Source organism: Metapseudomonas otitidis (assembly GCF_011397855.1).
Taxonomy (GTDB): domain Bacteria; phylum Pseudomonadota; class Gammaproteobacteria; order Pseudomonadales; family Pseudomonadaceae; genus Metapseudomonas; species Metapseudomonas otitidis.
The window spans coordinates 1,745,321-1,767,630 of the sequence record NZ_AP022642.1 but is presented as its reverse complement, the minus strand read 5'-3'; the positions used below and the strand labels follow the sequence as shown (position 1 = coordinate 1,767,630).

The window sequence follows — 22,310 nt, the reverse complement described above, 5'->3', positions numbered from 1 at the left end:
ACTGCTTACTGGGCGTTGATCGCGTTCTCGGGGTACCACACGTCGACCAGCGGGCTGAGGTTGAACTCGGCCAGTTCGCTGCGGCCCTTGAGCCAGGCTTCCAGGGCGGTGCGCTGCTCTTCGTTGACCGAGCCACGCTTGGCCAGGCAGACGAAGCCGTAGTCTTCGCCACCGACGTAGCCCAGGCCGTTGCCATCGATGGCTTCGACGATGAAGGCATCCAGGAAGTCCTGCAGCGCGTTGAGGTCCAGGCCTTCCTTGTAGGTCAGGCTGAGTTCGCAGCCCAGCTCCTGGAATTCATCCACACAGAGCTTCTTACGCAGGCGACGGGAGCGGTTCTTGGCCATCAGGCAGTCCTCAGAGGTTTTCAAGGCGCGCACTCTAGCAGGTTCGGCGCCGCTTGGCCCGTGCCGCATGGGGCCCTGCGCCCGGCGGTCGCTTGCGGCATAATGCGCGCATTTTCCCCAAACCACCGCGGGAACACCCAGCCATGCATGACCCCGTTGTCCGCCTCCGCCTGGAGGATCGTCGTTGATGTCCCTGTTCAAGACCCTTCGCCCACTCGCCTTCGCCGGCCTGCTCCTGCCCCTCGCCCTGCCGGCCCAGGCCGTCCAGGTCAATGCGACCCTCACGCCGAAGGTCCAACAGGCCCTGAAGAAGAACAAGATCGCCCCCTCCTCCCTGTCGCTGGTGACCCTGCCGCTGACCGGCCCGGGCGCCCAGACCATCTTCAATGCGGACGTGTCGGTGAACCCAGCCTCCACCATGAAGCTGATCACCACCTACGCCGCCCTGGAGCTGCTGGGCCCCACCTACCAGTGGAAGACCGAGTTCTACACCGACGGCACGCTCAAGGACGGGGTGCTCAACGGCAACCTCTACCTCAAGGGCGGTGGCGACCCGAAGCTGAACATGGAGAAGCTGTGGCTGATGATGCGCGACCTGCGCGCCAACGGCGTGCTGAAGGTCACCGGTGACCTGGTGCTGGACCGCAGCCGCTTCGTCCACCCGCAGCTGCCGGCGTTCAACGACGACGGCGGCGACGACAACAAGCCCTTCCTGGTGGGCCCGGATTCGCTGCTGGTCAACCTCAAGGCCCTGCGCTTCGTCGCCCGCGCCGACGGGGGCCGCGTGAGCCTGGCGGCCGAGCCGCCCATCGAGAGCATCCGCCTGGACAACCAGATCAAGGTGACCAAGGCCGCGCCCTGCCCCGCCTTCCCCGACGTGCGCTACAACCCGGTGACCCAGTTCGACGGCACCACGGTGATCGCCACCGGCCAGCTGCCGGAAGGCTGCAGCGCCCAGACCTACCTGTCGATCCTCGACCACCCGGCCTACGCCGCCGGTGCCGTGCGCGCCATCTGGAAGGAGCTGGGCGGCTCGATCCTCGGCAAGGACCGCCAGGCCGACGTGCCCAAGGACGCCAAGCTGCTGGCCCGCGCCTTCTCCCCGGACCTGGTGGAGATCATTCGGGACATCAACAAGTACAGCAACAACACCATGGCCCAGCAGCTGTTCCTCAGCATCGGCGCGCAGTTCCGCACCGACGCCGATGGCGACGACGCCAAGGCGGCGCAACGGGTCATCCGCAAGTGGCTGGCACAGAAGGGCATCACCGCCCCGCATCTGGTGATGGAGAACGGCTCGGGCCTGTCGCGCAACGAGCGGGTCAGTGCGCGGGAGATGGCCACCATCCTCCACGCGGCCTGGCAGAGCCCCTACGCCGCCGAGTACATCGCCTCGCTGCCGCTGGTGGCGATGGACGGCACCATGCGCAAGCGCCTGCGCCGAACCCCCATGGCAGGCGAAGCCCACATCAAGACCGGAACGCTGAACACGGTACGGGCCATTGCCGGCTTCAGCCGCGACGGCGCGGGCAACACCTGGGCCGTGGTGGCGATCCTCAACGACCCGCGCCCCTGGGGTGCCTCGTCGATCCTCGATCAGGTGCTGCTGGACCTGCACCAGTCCAAGGGCGGCGCCCGCTGAAGTTGAATGGCGGCCCCGCCCGGGGCCGCATTCAGGCCGCGACGCAGACGCGGTTGCGTCCGGCCTGCTTGGCGGCATAGACCGCCTCGTCGACCCGCCGCAACAGGTCGTCGGCCAGTTCCCCCTCCCGCCAGCAGGCCAGCCCGAAGCTGGCAGTGACCACGCCCACCTCCGGCAACGCCTCCTTCGACAGCGTGTTCCACAGCGCGTCGGCCAGGACCTGGACCTGGGACTCGCCGGTGTTGGGGCAGATGACGATGAACTCCTCGCCCCCCAGGCGGCAGAACACGTCGATGCGCCGCAGCCGCTCGCCGACCCGCTGGCAGATGGCCTTGAGCACCCGGTCGCCGGCTTCGTGGCCGAAGCGGTCGTTGACCTGCTTGAAGTGGTCGATGTCGAACATCAGCACCGACAGCGGCCCTTCGCTGCGCTGGGCGCGGGCGATCTCCACCTCCAGGCGCTCCTGGAAGTGCCGGCGGTTGTAGACGCCGGTAAGTGCGTCGGTGATGGACAGGGTGCGCAGCTCCTGCTCCACCAGCTTGTGGCCGGTGATGTCGGAGATGTAGCCATGCCAGAGCACGCTGCCGTCGGGCATGCGCTCGGGCACCGATTCGCCGCGCAGCCAGCGCACCCCCTTCTGCGGCAGGAGCACGCGGAAGTCCTCGCGCCAGGTCTCCAGGGTCTGGGCGGAGGCGAGGATACTGCCCTGCACCCGTTCGAGGTCTTCCGGGTGCACACGCTGGAACACCCGTTCGCCATCCTGCCGGACCTCGGGCGCGTTCATCTCCACCAGGTCGTGGATGCCGGCGCTGACGTAGGGGAAACGGCTGGAGCCGTCGGGCATCAACAGGTACTGGTAGATCGCCCCCGGTACCCGCGCGCTGAGCTTCTCCAGCAGGCGGTCGCGCTCCTCCAGGGCCTGCTGCACACGCTTGCGCTCGGTGATGTCGGTGGAAATGCCGAGGAAGCCGATCAACTCGCCCGCCTCGTTGCGCACCTCGGTGAGGATCAGGTTGCCGATCAACTGGCTGCCGTCCTTGCGCACGTAGGTCCACTCGTGTTCGTCGTAGCAGCGTCCGGCGGTCACCTCCACCACATAGCGGTGGAAGTCGGGCACCGGGCGGCCGAGGCGCTGGGCCAGGGCCGCGCAGCGCTCGCGCACCTCGCTTTCCAGGTGCAGGGTGCGGGGACGGGTGCCGAGCATCTCCTCGGCGCTGTAGCCGAACATGCGCTCGGCACCGGCGTTGTACTGGAGGATGTAGCCCTCCAGGTCGGTGGCGATGATCGACACCTCGGTCGCCGCGTCCAGCAGGCTGCGCAGGTTGCCGTTGGCCAGGGCCAGTTGCAGCTCCACCGCCTTGCTCTCGCTGATGTCGGTCTGGGTGCCGATCAGCCGCAGCGGCGAGCCATCGTCATTGATCTCCACCACCTGGCCGCGCTCCAGCACCCAGGCCCAGCTGCCGTCCTTGCGGCGCATGCGGTGCTCGCTGCGGTAGACGTCGACCTCGCCGTTCAGGTAGCGCCGCAGCGCCTCCCGCGAGCCCTGCAGGTCATCGGGATGACGCAGCCCGAGCGCAGTGTCGAGGCTGTCCTCCAGCTCGCCGGGCAGGTAGCCGAGCATGGTCTTCCAGGCCGGAGAGAAGAACATCCGCCCGCTGTCCGGCTCCCAGTCCCAGACGCCGTGGCCGGCGCCGTCCAGGGCGAAGCTCCAGCGCTCCTCGCTGAGCTTGAGCTGCAGTTCGCGCTGGCGCAGCTCGGCGGTGCGCTCGGCCACCAGGCGCAAGGCCCGCTGGCGCTGGCTGATGAGCAGCAGGACGTAGCCGCCCAGCATCAGGCTGAGGGCGATGCCGGTGCCCAGCACCAGGTGCCAGGAGGTGGTGCGGTTGTCGGCGAGAAACTTCGGGCTGGGCCGTACCTCAAGGCGGTAGGTCCGGTCGCCAAAAGCCAGGGTACGTTCCAGCACCAGCTCGCTGTCGTCGGCGACGGAATGGCTCTGGTAGAGGCGTTGCGGACGAACCGGGTCGGTGATGTCGTCGAGCCGCGTGGGCATATTGGCGAGCATTTCGCTCGGCAGGCCGTCTTCCAGCTCCTGGCGCAGGCTCACGATGGCGACGACGAAACCGGGCAGTGGCTCCTCCGCCCGCCCAAGCACCGGGGCGACGATCAGGACGCCTTCGTGGATGTTGTCCGGCATGCCATAGACCCGGACCAGGCCGGACACCGTCACCTGCCGCTCCACCTCGGCCTTGTTCAGCAGGGCCTGGCGCTCGGGCAAGGCGCGCATGTCCAGGCCGATGGGCAGCTCGCTGTTGCGGCGGGCCGCTCCATAGAAGAGCGGCAGGTAGTAGTCGCGGGCGGGGCTGGCCCCTTCCAGGTCATGGATGCGGAAGTCCGCCAATCCCTCGTGGCGCGCCGTGCTCTCGTAGCGGTCGCGCTGGCCGGCGTCCACCCGCGGTACCCAGTAGTACGCCAGCGTGTCCAGCAGCATCGGCTCGACGAAGCGCCGGTAGCGCTGCAGGTCGAGGCGGGGCGAGTTGGCGACGAAACGCTGCAGCGCATCCAGCTCCTTGAGTTGCCCGTTGAGGCGCTCCTCGACCCGGCTGATGCGCTCGTTGGCGACCTGGGCGAAGCGCTCCCGCAGCTGGTGCTCCTCGGAGTCGTGCACGGCTCGGCCAAGCAGGACGGTGAACCCCAGGCCGATACCGATCACCAGTACGCAGATGAGCAGGAGCAGACCGCGGCTGCCTGCCGGAAAGGAAAGGGACGTGATTGACTGGGCAGGCGTAGCCATGCTCGAGCCTCGGTTCGTGATGGAAAAGACGTCCCTGTGATCACAAACCTAGCGGGATGCTGGCATTTTGCCTAGCGCCGTCGGGAAAAGTTCCGCCCCGCCCTTACGGGCGGGGACGGACGGTGCTCAACGGGCGGTCAGGCGCCAGGCTCGGTGGATCTTGCCGTTGCGGGCGAAGTCCGGGTCGATGGTTTCGGCGCTGATCTCGCTGACCTGGTAACGGGCGCCCAGGGCTTCATCCAGCTGGAACTTGCGGAAGTTGTTGGAGAAGTAGAGCACCCCGCCAGGGGCCAGGCGGGCCATGGCCAGGTCGAGCAGGTGCACATGGTCGCGCTGGACGTCGAACACCCCTTCCATGCGCTTGGAGTTGGAGAAGGTCGGCGGGTCGATGAAGATCAGGTCGTACTCGCCGCGATCCTCCTCCAGCCAGGCCATCACGTCGCCCTGCTGCAGCCGTTGCTTGTCGGAGAAGCCGTTCAGCGAGAGGTTGCGCCGCGCCCAGTCCAGGTAGGTCTTGGAGAGGTCGACGCTGGTGGTGCTGCGGGCACCGCCCTTGGCAGCATGCACGGTGGCGGTGGCGGTGTAGCAGAACAGGTTGAGGAAACGCTTGCCCGCAGCCTCGCGCTGGATGCGCAGGCGCATGGGACGGTGGTCGAGGAACAGGCCGGTGTCCAGGTAGTCGGTGAGGTTGACCAGCAGCTTCACGCCGCCTTCGTTCACCTCCATGAAGCGCCCTTCGGCGCCCTGGCGCTCGTACTGGCGGGTGCCGGTCTGCCGTTCGCGGCGCTTGACCACCACGCGGGACGGGTCGATCTGCAGGGCCTGGGGAATCGCCGCAAGGGCGTCCAGCAGGCGGGCCTGGGCCTTCTCCGGGTCGATGGAGCGCGGTGGGGCGTATTCCTGCACGTGCACCCAGTCGCCATAGAGGTCGACGGCCAGGGCGTACTCGGGCATGTCGGCGTCATACAGGCGGTAGCACTGGATGCCTTCCTTGCGCGCCCACTTGCCCAGCTGCTTGAGGTTCTTCTGCAGGCGGTTGGCGAACATCTGCCCGCCCTCGGACAGGCGTGCCGGCTCTGCGGCCGGGGCCACGCCTGGTTCTACCTCGGCAGTGGAATCCTGGCGGCGCGAGCCGGTGACGAACTGCTCGGGCAGCACCTTGATCAGCAGCAGCTTGCAAGGCAGCGCGCCGTTCCAGAAGGCGTACTGCTTGTGGCTGCGGATGCCCATGCGCTTGCCCAGCTCGGGCGCGCCGGTGAACACCGCGGCTTCCCAGCCCATGCAGGCCTGGCGCAGGCGCTCGCCGAGGTTCTGGTAGAGGTAGAGCAGGCTGGCTTCGTCACCGAGGCGTTCGCCGTAGGGCGGGTTGCTGATGACCAGGCCCTTCTGGTTCTGGTCCGGGCGCGGTTCGAAGGTGGCCAGCTCGCCCTGGTAGATCTTCACCCAGGCGCCCAGCCCGGCACGCTCGATGTTGTTGCGGGCCGGCTGGATCAGCCGGGGATCGGCCTCGTAGCCACGGATCCACAGCGGCGGGCGGGCCAGGCCGGCGTCGGCACGGGCCTGGGCCTCGTCGTGCAGCTTGCGCCAGATCGCCGGTACGTGACCGAGCCAGTTGGAGAAGCCCCAGCGCTCGCGCTTGAAGTTGGGGGCGACGTCGGCGGCCATCATCGCCGCCTCCACCAGGAAAGTGCCGACACCGCACATGGGGTCGGCCAGGGCGCCGCCCTCGGCAGCGATGCGCGGCCAGCCGGCGCGGATCAGGATCGCCGAGGCGAGGTTCTCCTTCAGCGGCGCCGCGCCCTGCTGCAGGCGGTAGCCGCGCTGGTGCAGGCTGTGGCCGGCGAGGTCGAGGGAGAGGATCGCCTCGCCCTTCTCCAGGCGCAGGTGCAGGCGCACGTCGGGGTTCTGCTTGTCCACCGAGGGGCGCTGGCCGGTGCTGGTACGCAGGCGGTCGACCACGGCGTCCTTCACCTTGAGGGCGCCGAAGTGGGTGTTGTCGATGCCGGCACCGTGGCCGCTGAACTCCACGGCCAGGCTGCCGTCGGCGGCCAGGTGGTCATGCCAGTCCACGGCCTTGACGCCCTCGTAGAGGTCGTCGGCATTGCTCACCGGGAAGCGCGCGAGCACCAGCAGCACGCGGTTGGCCAGGCGCGACCAGAGGCACAGCCGATAGGCCGTTTCCAGGCTGCCGTGGCCGCGAATGGCAGCGACCTGCTCGCGGGGCTCCTCCAGGCCGAGCTGGCTGGCTTCCTCCAGCAACAGCCCTTCCAGGCTTTTCGGGCAGGTGAGGAAGAGTTCGTAACGGTCCGACATGCTAGTTCCAATGCCTTTCGGCTGATCAACGGCGCGGAAATGTCTCCACACCTCAAAGAATTATGTGACTGAAGGTCGCAGAACGTCCCTTCGTCGGATTGGAGAATTCTCATTCTCAAGCGCGAGGCCTTCATGGCACCTCGACATCAACTTCGCGCAAGGCCGCGCCACAGGGGGCACAGGGCGCCGAGGGGCGAAAAACAGCCCCTCCGGCTTATGGTCCGGAGCCCATGTTCGTTACGTCCTTATGACAAAACGATCATTCCAATGCCCCGGAGCAAGGGTTAGAACACAGCTTAATCCGCTACCGCAACGGCAGCGGACGAGGGGAGCGCCACGCCGGCAGCGCCTCCCCGAAGGCAGGCCAGACCTGCCAGGCCCGGCACCCGGGCCATGGGACATAACAGTCAACAAATGAGGGCTACACCCTATGAGAAGACTTAAGCGTGATCCGATGGAACGAGCATTCCTGCGCGGTTATCAGCACGGCATTCATGGCAAATCCCGCGACCTTTGTCCTTTCACCCATCCCACCACTCGCCAAGCCTGGATCAACGGCTGGCGGGAGGGCCGCGGCGACCACTGGGATGGCTTTACCGGCACGGCCGGCATTCACCGACTCAATCAACTCCACGCCGTAGGCTGATACCTCGGACCTGACCGATTTCACCAAGCACGCCCCATCCGGGCGGCGGGCGCAAGCCCAGGGGCTCCCAAGCGGGAGCCCTTTTCATTTCAGCGCCCCTTGCCGAATCCCGGCAGCGCGGCGATGGCGTCCACCGATTCACGGATGAGCGCCGGCCCCTTGTAGATGAAGCCCGAGTAGATCTGCACCAGGCTTGCGCCGGCGGCGATCTTCTCGGCGGCGTGACGGCCTTCGGTGATCCCGCCCACGGCGATGATCGGCAGGCGCCCGCCCAGTTCCGCCGCCAGCACCTTCACGGTGTGGGTGCTCTTCTCCCGCACTGGCGCGCCCGACAGGCCGCCGGCCTCGTCGCCATGCTCCAGGCCCTCGACGCCTTCGCGGCCCAGGGTGGTGTTGGTGGCGATCACTGCATCCATGCCCGACTCCACCAGCGCGCTGGCCACCAGGGCGGTTTCCTCGTCGCTCATGTCCGGGGCGATCTTGATCGCCAGCGGCACGCGGCGGCCGTGCTGCACGGCGAGGTCTTCCTGGCGCTGGCGCAGGGCTTCGAGCAGCTGCTTGAGCGAGTCACCGAACTGCAGGCTGCGCAAGCCGGGGGTGTTGGGCGAGCTGACGTTGACCGTCACGTAGCTGGCGTGGGCGTAGACCTTGTCCAGGCAGATCAGGTAGTCGTCGACGGCACGCTCGACCGGGGTGTCGAAGTTCTTGCCGATGTTGATGCCCAGCACGCCGTCGAACCTGGCTGCACGCACGCGTGCCAGCAGGTGGTCGACGCCGTGGTTGTTGAAGCCCATGCGGTTGATCACCGCCTCGGCCTGGGGCAGGCGGAACAGGCGCGGCTTGGGGTTGCCCGGCTGCGGTCGTGGGGTGACGGTGCCGATCTCGACGAAGCCGAAGCCCAGCTGGGCGAAGCCGTCGATGGCGTCGCCGTTCTTGTCCAGACCGGCAGCCAGGCCCACGGGGTTGGGGAACTCCAGCCCCATCACCTTCACCGGGAGGCTGGCCGGTGCCTTGGTCAGCAGGCGGTTCAGGCCCAGGCGTCCGCCGGCCCCGATCAGGTCGATGGACAGCTCGTGGGAGGTTTCCGGGGACAGTTTGAACAGCAGCTCGCGGGCCAGGGTGTACATGGGCGGGTTTTCGATCGGCGGGATGGGCCGGCGATTATAGCCGTCGGACCCGACTCAGGCGAGGCGACGCAACGACTCCAGGGTGCCGCTGGCCGGGTCGAACACCAGTTCGAAGGAACCGCGGATGCCTTCGTGGGTCAGAAAAGGCCGCAGATGATGCGCAGGTAAGCTAACCTTGCGCCCGTCCCGGCTACGCACCATCACCCGATTGGCGTGGCCCTGATAGACCGCGAGGAACTGGTCCGCGGTCAGTGAGATATCCAGCACCAGGCTGGGCATGGAGGCCTCCTCGTTGTTCGTCGAAATGATCCAACCTGCCGGCACTGTGCGGCGTACCGCGCCAGCGTATCACTGCCGTTACCGTCAAAGCCGTGCAGCCATCCGCGACCTCTGCCAAACTCCCCTTCGTGATCCGGGAGTCCTTGTCTGGCCATGAGTTCGCCGCAGTCCCCAACGAACACCCTGTCGTCCCGCCTGGCAGCCCTGGCTCAACGCCTGGGGCTGGTGGGCCGTGCCTCCCGCCAGGTACTGGAACAGGCCAGCCGCCTGCAACTGCCTTTCGCCCCGCTCTCCCCCCTGCAGCCGGACATCTGGTGGCAGAACGGTCCGCCGTTGCAACGCCTGGTGGACCTGCCGCGCAACGCACTTTCCGGCCCGGTGCAGGAAGACAAGGCCCAGGCCCACGCCGTGCTGGTGCATCTGGTGGAGGAAGAACGGCGCGACCTGTCCGACTTCGACCTGCGCCTAGTGGAAGGGATCCACGGGCACGACGAACCGGAACCGCCCTGCCCCAGCTTCGAGCTGTACGCCGCCACGCCCGCCTGCAAGAACGTGCGGATCATCAGCTACAAGGATTTCGTCAAGGCCATCAGCCAGCCGCTGCCGCGCTTCCTCGCCGGTGAACGGCTGGCCCTGTACCAGGCCAGCTGGTACGGCGACCGGGTCTTCTGGCACGGCAGCCATCACCCCGAGGCCTTCGCTGCGGCTGTCGTATACGCTCGGCGCCGGCAGATGGAGGTGACGCTGCCGGCCGACTTGGTGACCTACCGCCTGCTCCCCGCCGGGCTGGACCTGCTGGACAGCCGCTACCACGTGCTGTCGATGCCGGTGGAGGCCTGGAGCCACGCCGAGTTCATGGCCCTGCTGATGAGCGAGGGCATTCCCTACGCCCGCCTCAGCCTGCTGAAGAATCGCAAGGGCAAGGCCCCCGAGTTCCTGCTGCTGCCCAAGGACAACCCCGAGGCCACCGCCCTGGGCGAAGGCCTGCGCCTGGCCGGTGCGGCCGACGTGGTGCATTACTTGCGCACCCTCCTGGACAAGCCCCCCGCCCTCCCCGGCGCGAAGTGACGCCCTTCGCCGGCCAGCGCCTCAGCGCTTCGCCGGCCCGGTGACGCCGGCTGCCTTCAGCGCCTCGATCTGCTCCTCGGTGTAGCCCAGGCCCGCCAGCACCTCCCGGGTGTGCGCGCCCAACGCCACGCCCGTGTGGCGCGGTGCCGGCAGCCCCGCCGAGAAACGGATGGGGCAGGCCATCTGGCGCTGGGCCGGCTGCCCCTCGCGCGGGACCTCCACCACCAGCTCACGGGCGCGGATCTGCGGGTGCTCCACCGCTTCGGAGAGCGGCAGCATGGGTTCCACGCAGGCATCCAGGCCGGCGAACACCTGTTGCCACTCGCTGAAGTCGCGCTTCTCGAACTCGATCTCGATGGCACGCTTGAGCGCCTGCTGGTCCTCTGGACGGGGTGACAGGCCACGGGCCGCCAGCTCGGGCCGGCCGATGGCCGCGCAGAACGCCTCCATGAACTGCGGCTCCAGGCTGCCAACGGAGAACCAGCGGCCGTCGCGGGTGCGGTAGTAGTCGTAGAAGCTGCCGCCGTTGAGCGCCTGGTTCTCCATGTCCGGCTCGACCCCGGCCCCCAGGTAGCCCGCGCCGGCCATACCGTTCAGGCTGAAGGCGCAGTCGGTCATGCTCACGTCCACGTGCTGCCCCTCCCCCGTCGCCTGCCGGTGGATCACCGCCGCCAGCAACCCCAGGGCACCATGCAGCGAGCCACCCCCGATATCTGCCAGTTGCACCCCCAGCGGCAACGGGCCGCTGTCGCGGCGGCCGGTGTAGCTGGCCACCCCGGCCAGGGCCAGGTAGTTGATGTCATGCCCGGCACGGTCACGGTAGGGGCCGGTCTGCCCGTAGCCGGTGATGGAGACGTAGATCAGCCGCGGGTTGATCGCCTTCAGCGCCTCGTAGCCGAGGCCCAGTCGCTCCATCACACCGGGGCGGAACTGCTCCAGCAGGATGTCGTACTCGGCCACCAGGCGATGGATCACCGCCAGCGCCTCGGGCCGCTTCAGGTCCAGCGCGATGCTGCGCTTGTTGCGGTTCAGGTAGGCGTGACTGGTGGACTGCCCGCCGTCATGGGGTGGCAGCACCCGCACCAGGTCCATGCGGGTAGGGGACTCGACGCGCAGCACCTCGGCGCCCATGTCGGCCAGCAGCAGCGAGGCGAAGGGCCCCGGCAGCAGGGTGGAGAAATCGAGGATCTTCAGTGACGCGAGCGGGCCTTTCATGGCGACTCCCAGGTTCGGTTCATTCCCAATGCAACGGCCGCTGCGGGTCGAGCCCGGCGGCCAGCGCGGCGAAGCGGTCTTCCAGTACGTTGCGGCGGATCTTCATGGTGGGTGTCATGCAGCCGTTGTCCACCGTCCAGGGTTCGCGCACCAGCACCAGGTGGCGGATGCGCTCATGGGGCAACAGCGTAGCGTTCACCCGCTCCAGCACCGAGAGCAGGTCGCGCTCCAGCTGCTCCCGGGCCTCGGCACGGGCTGCCGGGCTCAGCTCCAGCAGCGCCAGGGGCTGGTCCAGGCCGCTGCCCATCAGGCACACCTGCTCCACCCAGTGGCTCTTGGCGAGTTCACCCTCGATGGGCGCCGGAGCCACGTACTTGCCCTTGCTGGTCTTGAAGATGTCCTTCACCCGCCCGGTGATGCGCAGGTAGCCCTCCTCGTCCACCTGGCCCTTGTCGCCGGTGTGCAGCCAGCCATCACGCAGGGTCTCGGCAGTTTTCTCCGGCTCCCGGTAATAGCCGGTCATCAGGCTGGGGCTGCGATAGAGCACCTCGCCGTCCTCGGCGATGCGCAGCTCGTTGTCGGGCATGACCCGGCCGACCGTGCCGAAGCGCACCTGCCCGGGCCGGTTGAAGTTGCCGTAGGCGAAGTTCTCGGTCATGCCGTAGCCCTCGCAAATGGTCATGCCCAGGCGCTGGTACCAGCTCAGCAGCGCCACCGGGATCGGTGCGGCGCCACTCACCAGCACCCGCGCACGGTCCAGCCCGAGGGCTCGGCGGATGCGCCGGGCCACCAGGCCGCCCACCAGGGGGAGGCGCAGCAGGCGCTCCAGCTTCGCCTGGGGCAGTTTCTCCAGCACGCCCTGCTGGAAGCGCGTCCACAGGCGCGGCACCGAGAAGAACACCGTGGGGCGGATGATCCGCAGGTCCTCGGCGAAGGTCTCCAGGGATTCGACGAAGGCGATGCTGCCCCCGCTGTACAGGCTGTTGCTCTCCACCAGGAAGCGTTCGGCCGCGTGGGACAAGGGCAGGTAGGAAACGAACTGCTCCTCCGGCCCCAGGCCCATTTCCCGCACCGAGCGGCTGGAAGCGAAGGCAAAGGCCCGGGCCCTGTGCATCACCCCCTTGGGCTGGCCGGTGGTGCCGGAGGTGTAGAGGATGCTCAGCAGGTCGTCGGGCTGCTGCCAGTGGGCGTCCTCCAGGGGCGGATGGCGGCGCAGCAGGTCGTCCCAGGCGTGCTCGGCCGGCAGAGTCGGATAGGGCATGGCGATGCGTGCCAGCGTCTCGGGCAGGCCCGGCGCCAGGCGCTCGGGGTCGTCCAGCTTGCCGAGGATGATCACCTTGCAGCCGGCATGGCGCAGCACGTAGTCGATGCTTTCGGCCGATTGCAGCGGGTAGAGCGGCACGCTGACCAGCCCGGCAAGCATGATCGCCAGGTCGCTCAGCACCCACTCGGCGCAGTTCTTCGCCAGGATCGCGACCCGATCCCCCGGCTCGCAGCCCAGGGCGCGCAAGGCGCTGGCCATACGCCGGGCCTGGTCGTCGGCCTGGCGCCAGGTGAGCGTGTGCCAGTGGCGCGCCACCGGCTGGCGCAGCCAGACCCGGTCCGGCGTGGTGGTGACCCAGTGGGCCAGTTGTTGCAGTGGCAGTGCGTCAGTCATCCCGTCCCCCTTGTGCTTGTCGTTGTGGTGGAGGCTGGTGCCAGGCGGCTCTCCCGGCCGCGCGATTCAGAGGCGGAACACCCGCCGGGCATTGCCCTGCAGGAAGGCGGCTTCCACCTCCGGCCTGAGCCCCAGGGCGCGGACCTGCTCCATGCACTGCTGCAACGACAGCTGCGGGAAGTTGCTGCCGAACAGCACCTTGTCCCGCCCGTAGCTGGCCATGTAGTGCAGCAGCGCCTGGGGGTAGTAGCGCGGCAGGTAGGCGGAGGTGTCGATGAAGACGTTGTCGTGCTTCCAGGCCAGCCCGATCATCTCCTCCGTCCAGGGATGGCCAATGTGCCCGGCGACGATGCGCAGCTCGGGGAAGTCCAGCGCCACCTCGTCCAGGTAGGGCACCGGCCGTCCGGTCTCCGAAGGCATCAGCGGCCCGGTGTGGCCGACCTGGGTGCAGAAGGGAATGTCCAGCTCGATGCACTTGGCGTACAGCGGGTAGTAGAGCCGGTGGTTGGGCGGCAGCTTCCACAGCCAGGGCACGATGCGCAGCGCCTTGCAGCCCAGCTCCTGCACCGCCCGCTCCAGCTCGCGCAGGGCCGCCATGGGGCGCGTCAGGTCCACGGTGGCGACCCCGACGAAGCGGTCGGGGAAGGCACGGGTGTACTCGGCCACCAGGTCGTTGTCGAACACCCACCCTTCCGGCCGGCACCAGGCTGCCAGCATCAGCTTCTCCACCCCGGCCTCGTCCATGGCCGCCACGGTTTGCGCCGGCGTCAGGGGCTGGTCCAGCAGGTGCGCAGAGCCGGACTTCTCGAACAACCGCACCACCTCTGGCAGCAGCTGCCGGGCGCGGCCGTTGGCGGGTTGGGCCCAGGCGTCGATGGCGCCCAGCGAAGCAGTGGCATTCATGGCAGTGGCCTCCTGGCCGTCAGGCATGGCGGTGACAGCCGGGACAGGGCTCAGAGCTTCATCCCGCGGCTGATGATCTCCTTCATGATTTCCGAGGTGCCGGCGAAGATGCGCTGGATGCGCGCATTCGCGTACATCTTGCAGATCGGGTACTCCCACATGTAGCCCCAGCCGCCGTGCAGCTGCACGCCTTCATCCACCACCTTGCACAGCAGTTCGGTGGTGAACAGCTTGGCCTCGGCGGCCACCTCGGGGGTGAGCTTCTTCTGGTTGTGGTCCATCACGCAGCGGTCGGTGAACACCTGGGCGACGTCGATCTGGGTGCGCATCTCGGCCAGTTTGAAACGGGTGTTCTGGAAGTGGGACACGGGCCGATCGAAGGCCTTGCGCTCCTTCACGTAGTCGAGGGTGGTCTGCAGCGCCGCTTCGGCACCGGCCACCGCGCCGCAGGCGTTGGTCAGGCGCTCCTGGGCGAGCATGTTCATCAGGTAGAAAAAGCCGCCCTTGGCATCGCCCAGCAGGTTGGCCTTGGGCACCTTGACGTTGTTGAAGAACAGCTCGGCGGTGTCCTGGCTCTTCATGCCCAGCTTCTTCAGGTTGCGCCCGCGCTCGAAGCCCTCCATGCCCCGCTCCACCAGGAACAGGCCCATGGCGTGCTTGTTCGCCGGATCGGTCTTGGCGGCGACTATCACCACGTCGGCCAGCAGGCCGTTGGAGATGAACACCTTGGAGCCGTTCAGCTCGTAGTGGTCACCCTTGTCCACGGCGGTGGTGCGCATGCCGGCCAGGTCGGAGCCGGCGGACGGCTCGGTCATCGCCACGGCGAGGATGATCTCGCCGCGAATGATCCCCGGCAGCAGGCGGGCCTTCTGCTCCTCACTGCCGTACTCGGCGATGTATGGGCCACACAGGGCGGAGTGCAGCGGGATCATGAAACCGGGCTCGTTGATGGCCGCCAGTTCCTCACACATGATCTGTTCGTAGCGGAAGTCCTTGAGCCCCGCCCCGCCGTACGTCTCGTCCGCCCACGGCAGCAGGAACCCCATTTCCCCTGCCTTCTTCCACACGCTGCGGTCCACCACCCCGGCGGCTTCCCATTCGTCCTGGTGCGGCACCACTTCCTTCTGCAGGAAGGCACTGAAGGCGTCGCGGAACAGGTTGTGCTCGGTCTCGAAGTGCTGGCGTTGCATGCGGGGTCCCCCCTGTTGGAATCGTCCCGCAGGGTAGGCGTCGGCCGAATGGCCGCTCAATGACGCAAGCGCTCAGGGTGGATTGACCGATGCGCTCTTGGGGGCGGCGTGGGCTTCCGGACATAAAAAAGCCCGTCCTGAGACGGGCTTGGAAAGGCTCCTCCCCGTGGGGAGGGAGGAGAAACCGTTGAAACGCTATCAGGCGCGCTGGGCGTCACCCGCACTGGCAACGTCCACAGCCGTCGCACCGTTGCCGGCCAGCTCGCGGTTCAGGGTGTCGGTGTCCAGCTGCTTGCACCACTTGGCCACCACCAGGGTGGCGACGCCGTTGCCGACCAGGTTGGTCAGGGCGCGGGCTTCGGACATGAAACGGTCGATGCCGAGGATCAGCGCCAGGCCGGCGACCGGCAGGTGGCCGACGGCGGAGAGGGTGGCGGCGAGGACGATGAAGCCACTGCCGGTGACGCCGGCAGCGCCCTTGGAAGCGATCAGCAGCACCAGCAGCAGGGTGATCTGGTGGGTGATGTCCATCGGGGTGTCGGTGGCCTGGGCGATGAACACCGCGGCCATGGTCAGGTAGATGGAGGTGCCGTCGAGGTTGAAGGAGTAGCCGGTGGGGATCACCAGGCCAACGACGGACTTGTCGGCGCCCAGTTTCTGCAGCTTGTCGATCATGCGCGGCAGGGCGGACTCGGAGGAGGAGGTGCCCAGCACGATCAGCAGTTCTTCGCGGATGTACTTGATGAACTTGAGGATGCTGAAGCCATGGGCACGGGCGATGCCGCCCAGGACGATGAGCACGAACAGCAGGCAGGTGATGTAGAAGCAGGCCATCAGTTGGCCGAGCTGCACCAGCGAGCCCACACCGTAGGCGCCGATGGTGAAGGCCATGGCACCGAAGGCGCCGATGGGCGCGACCTTCATGATCACGTTGATGATGTTGAACATCACCTGGGAGATGCGCTCGATGAACTCGAACACCGGGCGACCGTAGTCACCCAGGCGGTGCAGGGCGTAGCCGAACAGCACGGAGAAGAACAGCACCTGGAGGATGTCGCCATTGGCGAAGGCGCCGACCACGGTTCCCGGAATCACGTTCATCAGGAAGTCGATGGTGGACTGCTTCTCGCCCGCCGCCGCGTAGGCCGCGATGCCCTTGGTGTCCAGGGTGGTCGGGTCGACATGCATGCCGGCGCCGGGCTGGGCGACGTTGACCACCACCAGGCCGATGATCAGGGCCAGGGTGGACACGACTTCGAAGTACAGCAGCGCGTAGCCACCGGTCTTGCCCACGGCCTTCATGCTCTGCATGCCGGCGATGCCGGTCACCACGGTGCAGAAGATGATCGGGGCGATGGCCATCTTGATCAGCTTGACGAAGCTGTCGCCCAGGGGTTTCAGGGCTACGCCGGTCTGCGGGTAGAAGTGCCCGATGAGGATACCGATGGCGATGGCCACCAGCACCTGGACATAGAGGCTTTTGTAGAGGGGTTGACGGGTCATGGCAGTTCCTCTCGGGCGCTGGGGACCAGGTCCGTAACGGACCCGCAGCACCGGGTATCTGGCTCCTCCCTTGCCGGGAGGCTTTCTTGTTCTGCGGCCCAAACCATTGGACGGCAGCTGCCTTTTGCAGCCCTTGTGCCAACTTCACTCAACCCATCAAACCCTTGTGGCACTAAGGGCCTAGCTCACCGTCCGATTGCGTGACGGGCGATTCAGGGCGGGTTTCCGCCCTCCCGCGAGGGGGATTTCCGCCACCCTGCCCCTTGTGGCGCGTTCCGGCAGCGCCCTACCATCGGCCACCTCCAGACCGGGAATCCGCCCATGCGCGAGCGCACCATTGCCAGCCATTTCGTCCGTGCCGCCCTGCGTGGTCCGGCACGTCATGGCCTGGACTGCAGTGCCCTCCTCAGGCAGGCCGGGATCCACCCGGCCCTCCTGGAGGAGCCCCGCGCACGGGTCGCCCCCGAGCAGTTCAGCCGGCTGATGCAGTTGCTGTGGGAAGCGCTGGACGACGAGTACATGGGCTTCGGCCGGCAGCGCAGCAAGCGCGGCACCTTCGCCATGATGTGCCACGCCATCATCCATTGCCGGTCCCTGGAAAAAGCCCTGGTGCGCGGTGCGCTGTTCTACGGGCTGTTCCCGGAAGCCCCGATGATCCGCCTGGAGCGTGAGGGCGAGTGCGTGCGCCTGAGCGTGGACGACAGCATGCTCTGGGACCCGGACCACTTCCTGGTGGAGAGCCTGCTGGTGATCTGGCACCGCCTGGGCAGTTGGCTGATCGGCCAGCGCATCCGCCTGGAGGAAGCCACCTTCGCCTATGCCGAGCCGGAGCACGTGGCCGAGTACGAGCTGCTCTTCCCCACCGCTCGCCGCTTCGGCGCGATGGGCACCAGCCTGCTGTTCAACGCGCGCTACCTGGCCATGCCACTGCTGCAGGACGAGCGCACGCTGAAGCACTTCCTCGAACACTCCCCCGCCGACCTGCTGGCCCGCCCGGATGGCGGCGACAGCCTGACCAGCCAGATCCGCCGCCTGCTGGGGCGCGACTGCCGCACCTGGCCGGACCTGGAGCGAGTCGCCCAGCAGCTGCACATGAGCCCGCAGACCCTGCGCCGCCACCTGCGGGAAGAAGGCTCCAGCTTCCAGGAACTGAAGGACCACCTGCGCCGGGACCTGGCGATCTACCACCTGGGGCGGGACGAGCTGTCCATCCAGGACCTGGCCGAGCAGCTCGGCTTCTCCGAGCCCTCGGCCTTCCACCGCGCCTTCAAGAAATGGACGGGGCTCACCCCCGGTGCCTACCGCGCCCAGGAAGCCTGACCGCCCCGGCTTGTTCCTGGCCGTAGCCCGGACGTAGCCCGGACTTCAGTCCGGGGAGCAGGGTTTTCAGAACACCTGAAGCCCCCGCACGCCCCTCAACGCGCCCTCCTCCCCCCCTCGCTGAGCACCGCCACCTCGCGGATCTCGAAATCCCGCACCAGGTACTCCATGCGCCGGGCATGGAACGCCTGCATGTGGGGCAAGGCGGCGTGGAACTCCAGATCCGCCCGCGAGCGCCAGACCTCGAAGAAGATGAACAGCGTCGGGTCCTGGGCATCCCGCAGCATGTGGTACTCCAGGCAGCCGGCCTCGGCGCGGCTGGGTTCGACGTAGGCGCGGAACAGCGCCTCGAAGTCATCGGCTTTCTCCGGGCGCAACTGGGCATGAAGGATGAAGGCATAGGGCGCGGTCATGGACACTCCGTCGGGGGTCGAAAGGGAGCGCCAGCCTAGCGCACGGGTCAGCGACCGATTCATGACTTTCACGCAAAGGCGATTTGAACGGGAGACGGTGTTTCCCGCACCTATCGCCCGCTACGCTGCCGGCCATTCTTCGCTCCCATGAGGCCCTGGCCATGAAAAAGATTCTCCTGCTCAACGGCGGCAAGCAGTTCGCCCACTCCGACGGCCGCTACAACCAGACCCTGCACGAGGCGGCCCTCGCCTTCCTCGACCGCGCCGGATTCGAGGTGCAAGCCACCTTCATCGACGGCGGCTACGACATCGCCGAGGAAGTGCAGAAATTCCTCTGGGCCGACGTGATCGTCTGGCAGATGCCGGGTTGGTGGATGGGCGCGCCCTGGACGGTGAAGCGCTATATCGACGAGGTGTTCACCGCCGGCCATGGCAGCCTCTACGCCAACGATGGCCGCACCCGCTCGGACGCCTCGCAGAAGTACGGCAGCGGCGGCCTGCTGCAGGGCAAGCGCTACATGATCTCCGCCACCTGGAATGCGCCCCGGCAGGCCTTCGACGACCCCACCGACTTCTTCGAAGCCAAGGGCGTGGACGCGGTGTACTTCCCCTTCCACAAGGCCAACCAGTTCCTCGGCATGCAGCCGCTGCCGACCTTCCTCGCGGTGGATGTAATGAAGCGCCCGGACATCGACGGCGACGTGGCCCGCTACCAGGCGCACCTGGCCCAGGTCTTCGGCGTCGGCACCCCGGCCTGAGGCTCCGACCGGCTGCTTCAGGCCGGGCGGGTTTCGGCCAGGGCCTGGAGTGCGTCGTCGGCGAGGCGATAGCGCACCAGGTCCTCCAGAGGGCCCGCGCCCAGGCGGCGATAGAACGCCAGAGCGGGCTCGTTCCACTCCATCACCATCCATTCCATGCGGCGGCAGCCGCTCTCGCAGGCCACCCGGGCCAGGTACGCGAGCAGCGCCTTGCCGGCGCCCAGGCCACGGTGCTCGGGGGAAACGTAGAGGTCTTCCAGGTACAGGCTCTTGCGGCCCAGCCAGGTGGAATAGGCGTAGTAGTAGACGGCGAAGCCGATGGGCTGCCCCTCCACCTCGCAGATCAACGCCTGGGCCGGCGAGTCGCTGGCGAACAGGCTCTGCTCGATATCCGGGACGGTGGCGACCACCTGGTGCTCGGCCTTTTCATAACGGGCCAGTTCGAGGATGAAGGTGAGGATCTGGCTGGCGTCGCTGCGCACGGCCGGGCGGATGTGAAGGCTCACGGGGACTCCCTGTCGATTGGCCTGGATAAGGTGGGTGCGGTGCTGTCGGCAAAAGAGCGCCGAGCATAATCGCTGCCCATGGATCGCCCAAGGAGCATGTCCGGCGTCGGCATGGACGACTCGCACTAACCAAAAAAGGCAGCCCGAGGGCTGCCTTTTGGGGTGGAGCGTCGACCGATCAGTTGCGGATCAGGTGATCGAAGGCGCTGAGGGAAGCCTTGGCACCCTCGCCAACCGCGATGACGATCTGCTTGTACGGCACGGTGGTGACGTCGCCAGCGGCGAAGATGCCGGGCAGCGAGGTTTCGCCACGGGCGTCGACGATGATCTCGCCACGGGGGCTCAGCTCGACGGTGCCTTTCAGCCAGTCGCTGTTGGGCAGCAGGCCGATCTGCACGAAGATGCCTTCCAGCTCCAGGGTCTTGAACTCATCGTTGGTGCGGTCCTTGTAGGTCAGGCCGGTGACCTTCTGGCCGTCGCCCTTCACTTCGCTGGTCAGCGCACTGGTGATCACCTCGACGTTGGGCAGGCTGTGCAGCTTCTTCTGCAGCACGGCGTCGGCGCGCAGCTTGCTGTCGAACTCGATCAGGGTGACGTGGGCGACGATGCCGGCCAGGTCGATGGCCGCCTCGACACCGGAGTTGCCCCCGCCGATCACCGCAACGCGCTTGCCCTTGAACAGCGGGCCGTCGCAGTGCGGGCAGTAGGCGACGCCACGGCCGCGGTATTCCTGCTCGCCGGGGACGTTCATTTCACGCCAGCGGGCGCCGGTGGCGAGGATCACGGTCTTGGCCTTGAGGCTGGCACCGCTCTCGAACTTCACTTCGTGCAGGCCACCTTCGGCCTTGGCCGGGATCAGGGCGCTGGCACGCTGCAGGTTCATGATGTCGACGTCGTAGTGCTTGACGTGCTCTTCCAGCGCGCGGGCCAGTTTCGGGCCTTCGGTCTCCGGGACGGAGATGAAGTTCTCGATGGCCATGGTGTCCAGCACCTGGCCGCCGAAGCGCTCGGCGGCAACGCCGGTGCGGATGCCCTTGCGGGCGGCATAGATGGCGGCCGAGGCACCGGCCGGGCCACCGCCCACCACCAGCACGTCGAAGGCCTCCTTGGCACTGAGCTTCTCGGCATCGCGGGCGGCGGCGCCGGTATCGATCTTGGCGAGAATCTCTTCCGCGCCCATGCGGCCCTGGGCGAACAGCTCACCGTTCAGGTAGATGCTGGGCACGGACATGACCTGGCGCTGCTCGACCTCGTCCTGGAACAGCGCGCCGTCGATGGACACGTTGCGGATGTTGGGGTTGAGCACGGCCATCAGGTTCAGCGCCTGCACCACGTCGGGGCAGTTCTGGCAGGACAGCGAGAAGTAGGTTTCGAAGTTGAATTCGCCTTCGAGGTTCTTGATCTGCTCGATCACGGCGGCGTCCAGCTTGGACGGGTGGCCGCCGACCTGGAGCAGGGCCAGGACCAGGGAGGTGAACTCGTGGCCCATGGGGATGCCGGCAAAGCGCAGGCTGATGTCGGCACCCGGGCGCTCCAGGGCGAAGGAGGGCTTGCGGGCGTCGTTGCCGTCTTCGCGCAGGGTGATCTTGTCGGTCAGGCCGACGATTTCCTGCAGGAGTTCGCGCAGTTCGCGGGATTTGTCGCTGTCATCGAGGGACGCGACGATCTCGAACGGCTGGGTGACCTTTTCCAGGTAGGCCTTCAACTGGGTTTTAAGATTGGCGTCCAACATGACTGACTCCTTGGGTATTTCGGGCGTAAGGGGTCCCCGCGGCGGACGCTGACGCGTCCGCCCTGCTCGCTCGGATTCGGGCTTTGTGCAGGGTGGCCAGCCGGTCGGCCGGCCACCGGGGGAAGGGTATTGCGTGACTTAGATCTTGCCGACCAGGTCCAGGGACGGGGCCAGGGTAGCGGCGCCTTCCTTCCACTTGGCCGGGCACACTTCGCCCGGGTGGGCAGCGGTGTACTGGGCAGCTTTCAGCTTGCGCAGGGTCTCGGACACGTCACGGGCGATCTCGTTGGAGTGGATCTCGACGGTCTTGATGACGCCTTCCGGGTTGATCACGAAGGTACCGCGCAGGGCCAGGCCTTCTTCCGGAATGTGCACGCCGAACGCGTTGGTCAGCTGGTGGGTCGGGTCGCCGATCAGCGGGAACTGAGCCTTGCCGACCGCCGGGGAGGTTTCGTGCCACACCTTGTGGGAGAAGTGGGTGTCGGTGGTCACGATGTAGACCTCGGCACCGGCCTTCTGGAACTCGGCGTAGTTGTTGGCGGCGTCTTCGATCTCGGTCGGGCAGTTGAAGGTGAAGGCTGCCGGCATGAAGATCAGGACCGACCACTTGCCCTTGAGGGACTCTTCGGTGACCTCAATGAACTTGCCATTGTGGAAAGCGTTGACCTTGAAGGGTTGTACGGAGGTATTGATCAGAGACATCCAGTTAGACCTCTTTTCCATGGGTGAAGGGTGGGTTGAAAAATCTACCCGACGAATACTAGGCGGTTACTCGGTAAAGAGCTTATTGATTGAGAGCATCGCCATCATTGGTTTACTAAATCAATGCTGCAGCCCAGTGACTACGGGGCCTGCAGCGATTCAGCGGGCCTTGGCGAGGCCGTCTGCGCCGAGAATTCG

19 protein-coding genes are annotated in these 22,310 nt (G+C 67.0%); 5 read left to right on the top strand and 14 right to left on the bottom strand.

What is annotated here, in order from left to right; genetic code table 11:
• Nucleotides 1-5 precede the first annotated feature (5 nt).
• A complete protein-coding gene (locus PotMrB4_RS08305) occupies nt 6-347 on the bottom strand; it encodes a YggL 50S ribosome-binding family protein (RefSeq protein WP_044406107.1) in 342 nt (113 codons plus the stop codon).
• A gap of 193 nt (nt 348-540) precedes the next feature.
• Here PotMrB4_RS08305 and dacB point away from each other — a divergent pair, with 193 nt between their 5' ends.
• Complete coding sequence (gene dacB / locus PotMrB4_RS08300; RefSeq protein ID WP_044406212.1) at nt 541-1,989, top strand: D-alanyl-D-alanine carboxypeptidase/D-alanyl-D-alanine endopeptidase; 1,449 nt, start codon at nt 541-543, stop codon at nt 1,987-1,989.
• Nucleotides 1,990-2,020: 31 nt separating this feature from the next.
• On the opposite strand, the gene PotMrB4_RS08295 is transcribed toward dacB, so the two are convergent.
• Nucleotides 2,021-4,780 (bottom strand): diguanylate cyclase, encoded by a 2,760-nt coding sequence (locus PotMrB4_RS08295; RefSeq protein WP_172432993.1) that lies wholly within the window; start codon nt 4,778-4,780, stop codon nt 2,021-2,023.
• Between the two features lie 126 nt (nt 4,781-4,906).
• Complete coding sequence (gene rlmKL / locus PotMrB4_RS08290) at nt 4,907-7,093, bottom strand: bifunctional 23S rRNA (guanine(2069)-N(7))-methyltransferase RlmK/23S rRNA (guanine(2445)-N(2))-methyltransferase RlmL (RefSeq protein ID WP_172432992.1); 2,187 nt, start codon at nt 7,091-7,093, stop codon at nt 4,907-4,909.
• 430 nt (nt 7,094-7,523) lie between these two features.
• Here rlmKL and rmf point away from each other — a divergent pair, with 430 nt between their 5' ends.
• Complete coding sequence (gene rmf / locus PotMrB4_RS08285) at nt 7,524-7,739, top strand: ribosome modulation factor (RefSeq protein WP_074968920.1); 216 nt, start codon at nt 7,524-7,526, stop codon at nt 7,737-7,739.
• Nucleotides 7,740-7,828: 89 nt separating this feature from the next.
• On the opposite strand, the gene PotMrB4_RS08280 is transcribed toward rmf, so the two are convergent.
• Both PotMrB4_RS08280 and PotMrB4_RS08275 read right to left on the bottom strand, forming a co-directional pair.
• Complete coding sequence (locus PotMrB4_RS08280) at nt 7,829-8,866, bottom strand: quinone-dependent dihydroorotate dehydrogenase (protein WP_142011186.1); 1,038 nt, start codon at nt 8,864-8,866, stop codon at nt 7,829-7,831.
• 54 nt (nt 8,867-8,920) lie between these two features.
• Nucleotides 8,921-9,145 (bottom strand): DUF2835 domain-containing protein, encoded by a 225-nt coding sequence (locus PotMrB4_RS08275; RefSeq protein ID WP_044406117.1) that lies wholly within the window; start codon nt 9,143-9,145, stop codon nt 8,921-8,923.
• A gap of 153 nt (nt 9,146-9,298) precedes the next feature.
• Between PotMrB4_RS08275 and PotMrB4_RS08270 the strand changes: the two genes are divergently transcribed.
• Entirely contained in the window at nt 9,299-10,213 is a 915-nt protein-coding gene (locus PotMrB4_RS08270; protein ID WP_172432991.1) for a DUF6685 family protein, read from the top strand.
• A 21-nt stretch (nt 10,214-10,234) separates the two neighbouring features.
• Here PotMrB4_RS08270 and PotMrB4_RS08265 read toward each other — a convergent pair whose 3' ends face one another.
• The 5 genes from PotMrB4_RS08265 to PotMrB4_RS08245 form a co-directional block, all read right to left on the bottom strand.
• Nucleotides 10,235-11,428 carry a CaiB/BaiF CoA transferase family protein gene (locus tag PotMrB4_RS08265; RefSeq protein WP_107329489.1) on the bottom strand — a complete coding sequence of 398 codons (1,194 nt, stop codon included), beginning with the start codon at nt 11,426-11,428 and terminating at the stop codon, nt 10,235-10,237.
• Between the two features lie 19 nt (nt 11,429-11,447).
• A complete protein-coding gene (locus PotMrB4_RS08260; RefSeq protein ID WP_172432990.1) occupies nt 11,448-13,085 on the bottom strand; it encodes an AMP-binding protein in 1,638 nt (545 codons plus the stop codon).
• A 66-nt stretch (nt 13,086-13,151) separates the two neighbouring features.
• Nucleotides 13,152-13,988, bottom strand: a complete 837-nt coding sequence (locus PotMrB4_RS08255) for an amidohydrolase family protein (protein ID WP_172432989.1) — start codon at nt 13,986-13,988, stop codon at nt 13,152-13,154.
• A gap of 50 nt (nt 13,989-14,038) precedes the next feature.
• Nucleotides 14,039-15,178 carry an acyl-CoA dehydrogenase family protein gene (locus PotMrB4_RS08250; RefSeq protein WP_044406126.1) on the bottom strand — a complete coding sequence of 380 codons (1,140 nt, stop codon included), beginning with the start codon at nt 15,176-15,178 and terminating at the stop codon, nt 14,039-14,041.
• A gap of 198 nt (nt 15,179-15,376) precedes the next feature.
• On the bottom strand, nt 15,377-16,681 hold the full coding sequence (locus tag PotMrB4_RS08245) for a dicarboxylate/amino acid:cation symporter (RefSeq protein WP_142011196.1): 1,305 nt from the start codon (nt 16,679-16,681) through the stop codon (nt 15,377-15,379).
• A 321-nt stretch (nt 16,682-17,002) separates the two neighbouring features.
• Between PotMrB4_RS08245 and PotMrB4_RS08240 the strand changes: the two genes are divergently transcribed.
• The gene (locus tag PotMrB4_RS08240; protein WP_044406132.1) at nt 17,003-18,001 is read left to right on the top strand and encodes an AraC family transcriptional regulator; all 999 of its coding nucleotides are present in this window, start codon (nt 17,003-17,005) and stop codon (nt 17,999-18,001) included.
• A gap of 95 nt (nt 18,002-18,096) precedes the next feature.
• Here PotMrB4_RS08240 and PotMrB4_RS08235 read toward each other — a convergent pair whose 3' ends face one another.
• Nucleotides 18,097-18,414, bottom strand: coding sequence for a putative quinol monooxygenase (locus tag PotMrB4_RS08235; protein ID WP_172432988.1), 318 nt, complete (start codon nt 18,412-18,414; stop codon nt 18,097-18,099).
• Nucleotides 18,415-18,575: 161 nt separating this feature from the next.
• Between PotMrB4_RS08235 and PotMrB4_RS08230 the strand changes: the two genes are divergently transcribed.
• Nucleotides 18,576-19,172 (top strand): NAD(P)H-dependent oxidoreductase, encoded by a 597-nt coding sequence (locus PotMrB4_RS08230; protein ID WP_172432987.1) that lies wholly within the window; start codon nt 18,576-18,578, stop codon nt 19,170-19,172.
• Between the two features lie 17 nt (nt 19,173-19,189).
• Here the strand turns inward: PotMrB4_RS08230 and PotMrB4_RS08225 are convergent, their stop codons facing one another.
• From PotMrB4_RS08225 to ahpC, 3 genes are all read right to left on the bottom strand, one after another.
• The gene (locus tag PotMrB4_RS08225; RefSeq protein ID WP_172432986.1) at nt 19,190-19,678 is read right to left on the bottom strand and encodes a GNAT family N-acetyltransferase; all 489 of its coding nucleotides are present in this window, start codon (nt 19,676-19,678) and stop codon (nt 19,190-19,192) included.
• A 178-nt stretch (nt 19,679-19,856) separates the two neighbouring features.
• Nucleotides 19,857-21,410 (bottom strand): alkyl hydroperoxide reductase subunit F, encoded by a 1,554-nt coding sequence (ahpF, locus tag PotMrB4_RS08220; protein ID WP_044406145.1) that lies wholly within the window; start codon nt 21,408-21,410, stop codon nt 19,857-19,859.
• A gap of 138 nt (nt 21,411-21,548) precedes the next feature.
• A complete protein-coding gene (gene ahpC / locus PotMrB4_RS08215; protein WP_044406148.1) occupies nt 21,549-22,112 on the bottom strand; it encodes an alkyl hydroperoxide reductase subunit C in 564 nt (187 codons plus the stop codon).
• Nucleotides 22,113-22,310: the final 198 nt, after the last annotated feature.